Below are 12,888 nucleotides of genomic sequence, written 5' to 3'. Positions count from 1 at the left end.
ACCCTCCTATAATTCGCCTGTAATTGAGGTGGATTTATCGCTTAGTAAAAGTAATTTATTAGTTGCAGAACTCTCAGGAAGAATTAATTTATTTATATTAGCAAGATTATTATCAAAAAATGATAATTGCTCAACTTGTTCTTCTACTGCATTTAAGTCAATTTTAGGAGTAAGAGCTCTTCGAATTTTCATTTCATCAAAGGCTACCGCTCCATAATATTTGCCTTTACAAGTGATGAAATACTGTGCTCTCTTAATAACTATTCCTAATTTTTTTAGGTCAAAGAAGTCTAATGCACCAATTCTACGAGCACTTACTATTTTTCTTGCTCCACGAATTCCTATGCCAGGAATTCTTAAAAGAGTGTTGTATGGAGCTGTATTGATCTCAACGGGAAATTGATCAATATTATTTAAAGCATAGGTAGTCTTAGGATCAAAGTTAATATCAAAGTTAGGAGTATTTTCATTTAATAATTCCTTAGCTTTAAATCCATAAACTCGTAATAGCCAATCTCCTTGATATAATCTATGTTCCCTAAGTGTAGGGGGATTTTTTAGCTCAGGAAGATTTTTGCCATTATTAACAGGAATGTAAGCAGAATAATAAACTCTTTTCAAAGCAAATTTATTATATAAGTTTTCTGTTAAGTTTAGGATGTTTAAATCACTTTCTTTTGTAGCACCAACAATAAGTTGAGTACTTTGACCACCAGGTACAAATATAGGAGAATTTCTATATTTTTTACGTTCATATTGATTTATCATAATATTATTTTTAATGTCACCCATAGGTTTTAAAATATCATCTTTATTTTTCTCTGGAGCTAATAATTTTAGCGATTTTGATGAGGGTAACTCTATATTTACACTCATTCTGTCTACAAGTGAACCAGCCTTTTTTATGAGTTCTTCATCAGCACCAGGGATGGCTTTTAGATGAATATAGCCTCTAAAGTTATGTTCATTTCTTAATTTTTCAACAACAGTTGTAAGAAGTTCCATTGTAAAATTAGGATTTTTAACAATAGAAGAACTTAAAAATAACCCTTCTATATAGTTACGTCTATAAAAGTTCATAGTTAAATTAACAACTTCTTCAGGCGTAAAGGCAGCTCTTTCAATATCATTAGATTTTCTATTGATACAGTAAGAGCAATCATATATGCAGCAATTTGTTAACAGTATCTTAAGTAGTGAGATACATCTTCCATCGGGAGTAAAACTATGACAGATACCACTTGTTGCTGTGGAGCCGATATCTCCTTTTTTTGAAGCTCTATTGGAACCAGAAGAGGAACAAGATACATCATATTTAGCTGCCCCAGTTAAAATTCTTAGCTTTTCACTTGTTTCCATATACATCACCAATCTTTGCATTCGAATTAGGTTTTTATTAATATTATTAGTATAACCAATAAATTCAAAAAGAACAAGTGTTCGAGAAAATAATTTAGAAAAGTTTTATTTAATGAGGAACAAAGCACATGGTTTGATGATTTGTTTAAATTTGCAGATTTCAAATCTTGTAAATACAGATAAGTAACTTAACAAATTGATAAAAATAACGTTATTACTTTACAAAAAGTCAATATAAATGTTTTAAAATAAGCTGATTTTATAAAATAACCAAAAAAGTTATTATATATACAATTAGTATTATATTTCTGATATAATCGAATTAAACGGGTAGAAAACCTTTTCTATAAGGTATCTGAAAATAAATAACAAGATATAAATAATAATTAAAGCGGGAGAAATAATTATGAGTATTAAATTTTTTGAAGAGTACAAAGCATTTAAACTTGATGGAAAGGATACATCCTATATTATTGCAATTGTAGATGAAGAACAATTTATAGGACATGTTTATTATGGAAAAAAGATTATAGATGAAAATGTAAACTATTTGTTACGTACAGAGGAGCCACCTTTTGTTCCAACTAAAAACAATCGTGATAGAGGATCTTTCTATGATAGTTTCCCACAAGAATATTCAACTCATGGAATTGGTGATTATAGAGAATCATGTCTTGCAGTAAGAGATGTAAATGGAACTACATCATGCAAGCTTCAATATTGTTCACACAAAATATATGAGGGAAAAGAAAAGCTTAAGAATTTACCAGCTACATTTGGTAATGAAAAAGAATGTACAACTCTTGAGCTGATTTGTGTTGATAAGCATTTAAATTTAGAAGTAGTTTTAGTATATACAGTATTTGAAAATCTAGATGTAATAACTAGAAGTGTTCGCATAAAGAATTGTGGTACCGACAGTATAAATATTACAAAAGCTTTATCTATGTGCGTAGATTTTGATGGTATGGATTATGATATGATTTCACTTCATGGATCTTGGGCTAGGGAAAGACAGATTTCAAGAAGAAAAGTTACTCATGGAAGACAAGTTGTTTCTTCGTTAAGAGGAGAATCTAGTCATCAAGAAAATCCATTTATAGTGCTTTTAGATAAGGATGCAAATGATGATTATGGTAATGTATATGGTTTTAATTTTGTTTATTCAGGAAACTTTATAGCAGAGGTTGAAGGTTGCCAATTTGATACTACAAGAGTAGTCATGGGAATTAATCCATGTGACTTTTCATGGCTTTTAGGAGCTAATGAGGAATTTGTAGCTCCAGAAGTAGTTATGGTATATTCAAATGAAGGTATAGGAAAGATGACAAGAACCTTCCATGATTTATATCGTAACCATTTAATAAGAGGAAAATATAAGGATAAGAAGCGTCCAATTTTGATTAATAACTGGGAAGCAACTTATTTTGATTTTAATACAGAGAAATTACTATCTATAGCTAAAGAAGCTTCTAAAGTTGGAATTGAAATGTTAGTTATGGATGATGGATGGTTTGGAAAGCGTAACAAGGACAATTCTTCACTTGGAGATTGGTTTGTTAATGAAGATAAGATACAAGGTGGCTTAAAATATCTTGTGGATGAAGTTAACAAGTTAGGATTAGAGTTTGGTATTTGGTTTGAACCTGAAATGATATCACCAGATTCTGATTTATATCGCGCACATCCAGATTGGTGCATACATGTTGAAGGTCGTACACCAACTATGAGCCGTGAACAATATGTATTAGATTTAACTAGAAAAGAAGTAGTTGACTATGTTTACGAAAGCTTAAAGAAGATTCTATCTAGTGCAAATATTAAATATGTAAAATGGGATATGAATAGGCAAATAACTGATTTAGGCAGCACTAATATTCCAGCAGAACGTCATGGAGAGATATTCCATAGATATGTACTAGCTGTATATGAAATGATGGATAGATTAACTACAGATTTCCCGGATTTATTATTAGAAAACTGTTCAGGTGGAGGAGCAAGATTTGATGCAGGTATGTTATACTATAGTCCTCAAATTTGGTGCTCTGATGATACAGATGCTATTGAAAGATTAAAAATTCAAGAAGGAACAGCAATGGTATATCCTTTATCTGCAATGGGTGCTCACGTTAGTGATTGTCCAAATCATACAGTTGGAAGAAGCACTCCTTTTGAAACAAGAGGGTATGTAGCTTTAGCTGGCACATTTGGATATGAATTAGATGTAACTAAGATATCTAAAGAAGATAGAGATATGATTCCAAAACAAATTGAAATGTATCATAAATACAATGATTTAGTTCGTACAGGAGATTATTATCGTATTGCAAATTACTCAGAGAATAACAGTTTTGATTCTTATGAGGTCGTAGCTAAAGATAAGTCAGAAGTTTTAGTCACATTTGTACAAGTCTTAGGAAGACCAAACTATCATAGCAGAAGAATCAAACTAAAGGGCTTAATTGAAGATGCAATGTACAGAAATGAAGAGACAAACGAAGTTTATTCAGGTGGGGCATTAATGCATGCAGGAGTTAATATAACAGGCATATATGGAGATTTTGCAGGAAAGTTACTTCATTTAGTAAGAGAAAAGTAGATTTATATATAAGGTATCAACATTATATTTTAACAGTGAAAAATTGCAATCAGCTAAGAGAGGACATTTGTTAGCATTATAAGACAGGCTAGAAAAATTCATAAGTGATATCATCTTAATCAAGGAGGGATAGGCATGGATTGGATAAATAGTATGCAAAATGCAATTAACTATATGGAAGAAAATATTTTAGAGGAAATTAATTATGATAAGATTGCTCAGCAAGCATATTCTTCTACTTATCACTTTCAGCGTATGTTCAGTATGTTGACGGGCTTCACTGTTGGAGAATATATACGTAATAGAAGATTAACACTTGCAGCACAAGAACTATCATTTTCAGATGCGAAGGTCACAGATATTGCCTTTAAATATGGTTATGAAACATCAGAAGCATTTACTAAAGCCTTTCAAAGATTACATGGTGTAACTCCAACTGTTGCGCGCCAGTCAGGAGTTAACCTTAAATCATTCGGTCGTCTATCAATCCAAATTGTTATGAAAGGTGAGAAAGAGATGAATTATAAAATAGTTGAAAAGGAAGCATTCAAAGTCTTTGGTTTAGACTTTAAAACAAATGTTATTGATGGTCAATGTTATAAAGATATTCCTAAGTTCTGGGCAAAATGTGCTGAGGAAGGGCTTGCTCAAAAAATAGTTAAAATTGCTGGTAAGCCAGACAATGGACTTCTAGATGTAGGAGTTATATTTGATCACAATCCACAAGATGGGTCTATGCGTTACATGATAGCTTGTGATGTTCCTGAGACAGATATTCCATCTGAGTTTAAGGTTTTAGAAATACCTTCATTGACCTGGGCAATTTTTCAGGTTGATGGTGATACTGATGAAGATATACATGAAGTGTGGCGAAGAATAGGATCTGAATGGTTCCCGGCTTCAAATTATGAACATGCTGATGCTCCAGAACTTGAGAGGTACTATGGAAATAGAGATACAGGATCTAGATGTGAAATTTGGATACCTGTTATAAAAAAGAGTATATAAAAGAAGATAGGGACAAGACATTATATGAAAATAAAAAAAGGGAATGGGAGACCATTCCTTTTTACTATGCAATTGTTTCGGGATCTGCTTTGAATGAGTATTTTGTACAAGATACATCATCAAGATAGAATACTTCAAAAATACCATCACCAACTTTATAAAGATTGCTAGGACCAGTAGGATCAGCAAGCATTGCTGCACGAGCCTCATCTCTATCATCTCTTACTAGTTTAGCAGTTAATCTAATCCATGAACCGTCTTTGGCCATACCTGAAATTTCTACTTTAGAATTTGTAATCATTTGAGAGTAACATTTCTTAGTGTTATTTGTGCAAATATATGCTTTATCCTCAAATTCGCAAACAGAACTAAATGGACGTACGTGTGGCTGATCCCCTTCTACAGTTGCAATGTAAAAAACTCCTGTTCCTTTAAGTGCTTCAACAATTTTATTCATAATTTTATTTTCTCCTCTCGGTGTTTGTGTTATTATAATTATACTTTAATTATATTTAATACGAATGAAATAACAAGTACGATATTTTAAGATACTAGTATCAAAAGTGATACTGTAGGAGGTTGAAATTTATGAAAAAAGATTTATTTGGGATATGCCCTTATGTAACATCTCAGAAGGTTTTAGCAGGAAAATGGTCCATTTTAATTTTGCATTTATTATCTGATAAGGAATCTATACGATTTAATGAGCTTCAAAGAATGATGCCAGAGGAAATGACTCATGCAACTTTATCAAGACAGCTAAAGTACCTAGAGCAAGAAGGAATGATAATACGTAAAGATTATGGCGAGATACCACCAAGGGTGGAATACAGTCTTAGCGGAATAGGTGAGAAATTTAGAACTGTCTTAGATGAACTAGAAAAATGGGGGCAGGAGTATATTTCTAATATGAAAAAGTAATACTTCAGTATTACTTTTTCATTAAGTTTCAGTTCTATATTTGCTAGGAGAGCAGCCGATGGCTTTTATAAATTCTCTGTTAAAATAACTTATGTTATTAAAGCCAACATTTCTTGCAATATCAGCTATTTTCCAATCAGTTTCAGTAAGCAGAGTACAGCTCTGCAATATTCTGTAGCGAATAACATATGCAATTGGGGATATGTTCATAACATCTTTAAAGCTGTGACAAAATTGACCTTCACTCATAGGAAGAATATTAGCTAAGTTAATTAGTGAGATTTCTTCCTTATAATTTTTATGGATGTAATCTAAAACAGGCTCCATTCGTTCTAGTTTATAATTTCTATTTTTTCTACCTTGAGAAGTTACTGTTATTGAATTTTTATAGCATAAATGCCATACCTGAAAAAGTTTGCTTTTTAAAAGAAGTTCATTTTCAGAAAAACTTTCATATTTAAAATCATCCATTTCTCTGATTATATTCATCACTTCTTGCTGCCATTTTTCTTCACATTTAAAATGAATTTTAAACTCCATTTCTCCATTCAAAATTGGATAAATAAATTTTGAGTATGTAGCCCCTTGGTTATTATTATCAAAGAGATTTGGATGAAATAATACAACACAGGCTTCGCATTTCATGCCATTAAGTGATCGAGCAGAGTGAAGTTTATTGGAATGAATAAACAATCCTTCTCCTGCCATAATACAGTATTCTTTATCTTCAATCGTATAAACCATGGCTCCTTCTTCCACAAAAACAAATTCAAATTCATAATGCCAGTGCAAGTAGAAAAAGTTATCAATACCTTCTTCATAGCTTAGGTGATGAATTGCTATAGGGATAAGAGCAGTTCCGTGTGTAGCTTTTTCCTTTAAATATATCTTTGATTTCAAAATGTAGCCTCTCTTTTATATTCTATTTCAACAATGTTGTGTTAGTAATTCGCAATTTACTTAAAGTATAAGCACTAATATATCAATATAATATAATTATAAGAAATAAAAATAACTTAAACAATATATAAAATGCAACAATGCAAATATATAAGTATAAAAATATATACCTATATCAATATTTTTATATCTAGAGGAGGAAAATCAAATGCAGTTTACTCAAGATGGAAAACGTTTAATTGGAAGATCTGGATCAGAAACTATATGGATAGAACCATGGGGAGAGAATTCTCTACGTGTCCGCATGACAAAAGAAGCTCACATGGACCCAAATGATTGGGCTCTTATTGATACACCAGCAAGTACTGCTTGCAAGATTACAATAGAAGATGTTGAATTAGTTGAACCTTGGATTGAAGAATCTGAGAAAGAAAAACGTGCTGTAAAAACACAGATAGCAGCTATTCAAAATGGGGAAATCATTGCTTCATTTAATGGAGAAGGATGGTTAACATTTAAGAACAGTGATGGTAAGATACTTACCGAGGAGTATTGGAGAGATAGAAACCGTATTGATAGATATTGTATTCCACTTATCATTAAAGGAAGAGAATTAAAGCCTATTACAGGTACAAGTGATTATGCTTTAACTCTTCGTTTTGAAGCATATGAAGATGAAAAGATATTTGGTCTTGGACAATACCAAGAAAAAGTTTTAAATAAGAAGGGTGCAACATTAGAGTTGGCACACCGTAACTGTCAAGCAAGTGTACCTTTCATGATGTCAAGCCGTGGTTATGGCTTATTATGGAACAACCCTGCTATTGGAACTGTTAATTTTGGTACAAACCGTACTGAATGGATTGCACAAAATACAAAGAAACTAGATTATTTCATTACAGCTGGTAAAACACCTGCTCAAATTGAAGAGCAATACACAAATGCTGTAGGTAAGGCTCCAATGATGCCTGAATACGGAATGGGCTTCTGGCAATGTAAACTTAGATATAGAACTCAAGAAGAATTACTTTCTGTAGCTAGAGAATACAAGCGTCGTGGAATTCCACTAGATGTTATAGTAATTGACTTTTTTCATTGGACAAAACAAGGAGATTTCAAATTCGAACCTAGGGATTGGCCAGATCCTGATGCTATGATAGCAGAATTAAAGGAAATGGGAACAGAACTTATGGTTTCTGTATGGCCAACTGTTGATAGCCGTTCAGAAAACTATGGACCTATGTCAAAGGAAGGATATTTAATTTCTGCTGATAGAGGTATGAACATTAACATGAACTGGATGGGAGAAACAGTATTCTTTGATGCTACACATCCAGGTGCAAGAGATTACGTATGGCAGGTTAGCAAGAAGAACTACTATGACAAGGGTGTTCGTATATTCTGGCTAGATGAAGCTGAACCAGAATATGGTCCTTATGACTTTGATCTTTATAGATATCATCAAGGTCCGGCTCTACAATGTTCCAACATATATCCAGCTATGTATGCTAAGGGATATTATGATGGAATGGTAGCAGAAGGACAAGAAAATGTATGTAATCTAGTACGTTCTGCTTGGGCTGGCAGCCAAAGATATGGAGCTCTTATTTGGTCAGGAGACGTTTCTTCAACTTTTAGAGCTTTCAGAGAACAACTACAAATCGGACTTAACATGGGTATTGCAGGTATTCCATGGTGGACAACTGATATTGGAGGTTTCTTAGGTGGATATGTAAAGGATAAGAACTTCCATGAATTATTACTTCGTTGGTTTGCATTTGGAGTATTCTCACCAGTATTCCGTCTTCATGGAGAGCGTGTTCCTCACATTGAACCAGAACAAGCAGTTATAGATGGTGTAGCTCAAATGATGTCAGGTAGCCCTAATGAAATTTGGAGCTATGGTGAAGAAAACTATGAAACCATGAAGAATTACATTGAAATGAGAGAAAGACTTCGTCCATATATCAGAAACTGTATGGCAGAAGCTCATGAAAAGGGAACTCCTGTTATGAGAACTATGTTCTATGAATTTCCAGAAGACTCTGTTTGCTGGACTACAGATACACAATATATGTTTGGACCAGATATCCTAGTAGCACCTATATTTGAATTAGGTCAAAGAAGCAGAGAGGTTTATCTTCCAAAGGGACAATTTTGGAAAAATGCTAAAACAAAGGAAGTATTTGAAGGTGGACAAACATTAACTGTTGATGCACCAATCAATGAAATACCTCTATTCGTAAGAGCAGAAAAGGAATATCCTATATATTAATTTAAAATAGCATCTTCAAAAAGACTAATGTTTGTTAGCTCTCTTTGAAGGTGCTTTAAGGAGGTTATGATTTATTATGGTTAATGCAAGAGAAAAGTATGTATATAAATCTATTCCAGTACCAGGAGGTGGATTTGTTACAGGATTTGTTTTTCATCCAACAGTACAAAATATCTTATATTGCAGAACTGATATTGGTGGAAGCTACAGATATGACTTCGAAAATGATTCATGGATATCATTAGTAGACCATGCTACAGATGCAGATGTATGGGAAACATATCCTCTATCTATAGCGCTTGATAAACAAAATCCTAGCTATATTTATCAAATGGAAGGACTTTATCCTAACCATAAGATTGCTTTTTCGGAGGATTATGGTGATAGTTGGGTGTATTTTGATCCACCAGTTATTGATGAAAAGGGAAATACAGCAACAATGCATGGAAATGCTCAAGGAAGGTCTACAGGGGAAAGATTAGTAGTTGACCCTAATGATTCAAATATTTTATATATGGGTACAATGGAAGATGGCTTATGGAAAACAACTGATAGATGTAAAACATGGACAAAACTTCAGGTTGCTTACCCAGGTAAGGAATCAGAAAAGAATATTGCTTTTGTAGAAATTGATCCATCTAGTGGTGGAAATGGCAGCGCTTCAAAGAGAATTATAGTTGCCACAAATGGGCAAATGGGTTCACTTGTTGAAAATGTTCGTGGTCAAAGTGTTTATATAAGTAATGATGGTGGAGAAACCTTCAAGCCATTAAAGGGAGAACCTACCCCTGTTATAGGAGGTTCAAAGGATTATCCTGGATATGTTGGACAACATGCCAACTTTTTAGGTAAGTACTTATATATTTCATATGCAGCCTACAATATAGGATGGTCAAATTGGAATAGCTATGGTTGTGATACAGGAAAGTGCTATGATGGTGCTCTTTATAGATTTGAACTTAACAGCAATGGAGAAGTAGTTGAAGCCCTAGATATTACCCCTCAAAATATAATAGAGCCTAATTTCTGCGATCCAGAAGTACCAGGTAGAAGAGTAGGTCATGGTATCAGTGGTATATGTGCAGATCCACAATTACCTGGAACATTAATTTGTTCTACAATCACAGCTGCTCCTGATACGATCTACAGATCTACAGATTATGGATTGACTTGGAAACCAATAATGGCAGGACTTGAAATAGGAAAGATAGATTTCAATGTTCCATACCAAAGACCTGAACATAATGGTAATCTTTCACTTATACACTGGATGGCAGATTTAAAGATAAATCCATTCAACAGTGATATGGCACTATTTAACACAGGTGCAGGTATATTTATGACTAAGGATTTAACAAAGGCAGATAAGGATGAAGTTGTTACTTGGGCATGCTGCGATAAGGGTGTAGAAGAAACAGTTCATTTAAATATATATTGTCCACCTACAGGTGATGTTAAATTAGTAGATATTATTGGAGATTACGGTGGATTTGCATTTACGGATCTTGATAAGCCAGCAGAAAATACTTTTGCAAACCATAACAAGGATAGATGGATAACAGCTATGAATGCAGATTACCCAGATAGCAACCCAAATGTAATTGTAGTTGCACCTAGAGGAAACTGGCTTGGTAAGACAAAGGGTGGAATTATAGTGAGTTTTGATCAAGGACATACTTGGGAACAATTAAGTGACCCAGTTGGACTTACAGAAGATATTGATGAGCTAGTAAAGTATATAAAAGTACCAAATGTTACAGCAGGATGGACAGCAATATCTGCTGATGGAGAAGCTATACTTTGGTCACTTGGTCTTCCTATCTATGCTTCAAGACTTGTGTATACAAGAGATTTAGGCAAGAAGTGGGCAAAATCTGAAATATATGATGCATATGGAAAGCTTCTTTCAGGAGAAAATGTACCATTTAAGGTTATGTCAGATAGAGTAAATCCTAATGTATTCTATGGTTTCAGTGATAATAAGGCTGGAGCAGGCTTCTATGTAAGTACTGATAAGGGAGAAACCTTCCATCAAATAAAAGCACCAGAAGGATTCCCAGAAGTGAATCTTGCAGGAATAGATAGTGAACAAGCTTATGAAATTAGAGTTGAATCTAATAAAGAAGGAGTTATTTGGTTAGCAATGCAAGAGCATGGTCTTTGGAGAATAACTTACAATCCTTCAAACAACTCATTTGAAGGCAGCAGAGTATCTAAAGCTGAGGATTTCATAAAGAGAATTGGTCTTGGAAAGCCAGCTGAAGGAAGTGAAATCAAAACTCTTTTCACTAGTGGAACAATAAACGGAGAATATGGTTTCTACAGATCACATGATGGAGGAGTTAATTGGATAAGAATTAATGATGACAAGCATCAATATGGTGACATTCGTTCAATAACAGGAGATCCAAGAATATTCGGACGTATATATGTTGCAACAGGCACAAGAGGAATTGTGTACGGAGATATAGTTAAATAGTGTATAAGTTTAGTATTAAGAGGAAATCTAAATATATGTATTAAAATGCACCGTATATATGGTATCTACTTCATTTGTTATTTGCAATATTATTTAGAAAAAAAGAAAGTGTACAAAGTGATTATTAAATCATTCTGTACACTTTTTATTATTTCTTTTTCTTTGAGCTTTTTGGTAATACAATAGCAAATACACCACCTACAGCTATGGCTGAATAATAGGTTAATAGTCTCCATATAAAAATAGCTGTTAGTATTGTACTTGATTTAAAAAATAAACTATATATAAAATAAAAACCACCCTCTGCGCCACCTTCTGCTCCAGGTAAAGGAATAATTGCCATGAAGTTAATCAAAAATATCTGAGCAGTAATCATGGTCAATATGTTAGCTGAATTAAAGCCAAAACTTCTATAAATGCAATAAGGTATACTAAAAAAAGCTAACCACTGAAGTATGGTAAATATTGAGGCATAAATGCACATTCCTATATTTTTAGTCATTAAGGATGCATTTTCGTGGAAACTTTGTAATTCAATTTCGATTTCTTTGTAGGTTGAATCTACATTCTTCACTAATTTAAATTTATTTAAGCATTTAATAGAAAACATTAGAATTTTACTGGTTATATTTTTGCTTATTGAAAATAGTACTGCAAATATCATGATAAATATATGAACAATAAGTCCTGAAATGCAAAAATATATAAAGTAGTTAACTCTTGAATTAAAGTAGCTAAATTTAAATATAACTGCTAAAATCAATATAATTATATTGATTGCTTGATGTATTATGAATTTTATCATTAAAATGCAACCAGATATTCCAGCAGGAATGCCATCCTCAATCATTGCATATAGCTGAGCTGGATGGCTTCCAGCTGAAAAAGGAGACACGGCACCAAAGAACTGTCCAATCATCTCAAACTTAAAAGATTTTATAAGTAGATTATCTGCTTTGTAAAATGTTTTTGTAATCACGTATAATGTAAGCATTTCGAAGAGCCAAAACAAAAGCATTAATATTATAGCTAATGCTATCCATAGAGGATTTAATGTTTTTATTTCTTGGATTAAAGAATTTAATCCTTTATTAAAAAGGAAAAATGATAAAAAAATGCAAGCTGAAACTACTACTATAATAGAATTAAATATTTTATTTTTCATCTAAATAACTCCTCAACATATATATATAAAATATTATTATTAAGAGTAGTTTTTGTATATTTAAATTATATATTCTACAAATTAGTTCAATATACATGTGTTGGTTTCTTTCCAAATGTGATTCAAATCACATCTTATTTTTGCTAAGCCAGTTATAATATACTCAAGATGGAAGTAGTAAA

General features: G+C 32.8%; 9 protein-coding genes. 5 read left to right on the top strand and 4 right to left on the bottom strand.

From position 1 onward, the window contains the following. Positions 1 to 6 precede the first annotated feature (6 nt). Complete coding sequence (locus tag OCU47_RS13935; protein WP_261829210.1) at positions 7 to 1,359, bottom strand: putative DNA modification/repair radical SAM protein; 1,353 nt, start codon at positions 1,357 to 1,359, stop codon at positions 7 to 9. A gap of 406 nt (positions 1,360 to 1,765) precedes the next feature. Here OCU47_RS13935 and OCU47_RS13930 point away from each other — a divergent pair, with 406 nt between their 5' ends. Together OCU47_RS13930 and OCU47_RS13925 are read left to right on the top strand one after the other, a co-directional pair. Beyond that, positions 1,766 to 3,958, top strand: coding sequence for an alpha-galactosidase (locus OCU47_RS13930; RefSeq protein WP_261829209.1), 2,193 nt, complete (start codon positions 1,766 to 1,768; stop codon positions 3,956 to 3,958). Positions 3,959 to 4,093: 135 nt separating this feature from the next. Beyond that, positions 4,094 to 4,966, top strand: coding sequence for an AraC family transcriptional regulator (locus tag OCU47_RS13925; protein WP_261829208.1), 873 nt, complete (start codon positions 4,094 to 4,096; stop codon positions 4,964 to 4,966). A 64-nt stretch (positions 4,967 to 5,030) separates the two neighbouring features. Here the strand turns inward: OCU47_RS13925 and OCU47_RS13920 are convergent, their stop codons facing one another. Continuing rightward, entirely contained in the window at positions 5,031 to 5,423 is a 393-nt protein-coding gene (locus OCU47_RS13920; RefSeq protein ID WP_261829207.1) for a pyridoxamine 5'-phosphate oxidase family protein, read from the bottom strand. Positions 5,424 to 5,554: 131 nt separating this feature from the next. Between OCU47_RS13920 and OCU47_RS13915 the strand changes: the two genes are divergently transcribed. Next, positions 5,555 to 5,887, top strand: coding sequence for a winged helix-turn-helix transcriptional regulator (locus OCU47_RS13915; RefSeq protein WP_261829206.1), 333 nt, complete (start codon positions 5,555 to 5,557; stop codon positions 5,885 to 5,887). Positions 5,888 to 5,908: 21 nt separating this feature from the next. On the opposite strand, the gene OCU47_RS13910 is transcribed toward OCU47_RS13915, so the two are convergent. Beyond that, positions 5,909 to 6,787: an AraC family transcriptional regulator gene (locus OCU47_RS13910; RefSeq protein WP_261829205.1), complete on the bottom strand. Its 879-nt coding sequence runs from the start codon at positions 6,785 to 6,787 to the stop codon at positions 5,909 to 5,911. A 208-nt stretch (positions 6,788 to 6,995) separates the two neighbouring features. On the opposite strand from OCU47_RS13910, the gene OCU47_RS13905 reads away from it, so the two are divergent. Together OCU47_RS13905 and OCU47_RS13900 are read left to right on the top strand one after the other, a co-directional pair. Then, positions 6,996 to 9,062 (top strand): glycoside hydrolase family 31 protein, encoded by a 2,067-nt coding sequence (locus OCU47_RS13905; protein WP_261829204.1) that lies wholly within the window; start codon positions 6,996 to 6,998, stop codon positions 9,060 to 9,062. A 76-nt stretch (positions 9,063 to 9,138) separates the two neighbouring features. Beyond that, complete coding sequence (locus OCU47_RS13900) at positions 9,139 to 11,541, top strand: beta propeller repeat protein (protein WP_261829203.1); 2,403 nt, start codon at positions 9,139 to 9,141, stop codon at positions 11,539 to 11,541. 148 nt (positions 11,542 to 11,689) lie between these two features. Here OCU47_RS13900 and OCU47_RS13895 read toward each other — a convergent pair whose 3' ends face one another. Continuing rightward, positions 11,690 to 12,706, bottom strand: a complete 1,017-nt coding sequence (locus tag OCU47_RS13895) for a lysylphosphatidylglycerol synthase transmembrane domain-containing protein (RefSeq protein ID WP_261829202.1) — start codon at positions 12,704 to 12,706, stop codon at positions 11,690 to 11,692. Positions 12,707 to 12,888 lie beyond the last annotated feature (182 nt).

The sequence above is a fragment of the Clostridium sp. TW13 genome (assembly GCF_024345225.1).
Classification (GTDB): domain Bacteria; phylum Bacillota; class Clostridia; order Clostridiales; family Clostridiaceae; genus Inconstantimicrobium; species Inconstantimicrobium mannanitabidum.
Note: the sequence above shows the minus strand (reverse complement) of the source record. Positions and strands in the feature narration are given on the sequence as shown.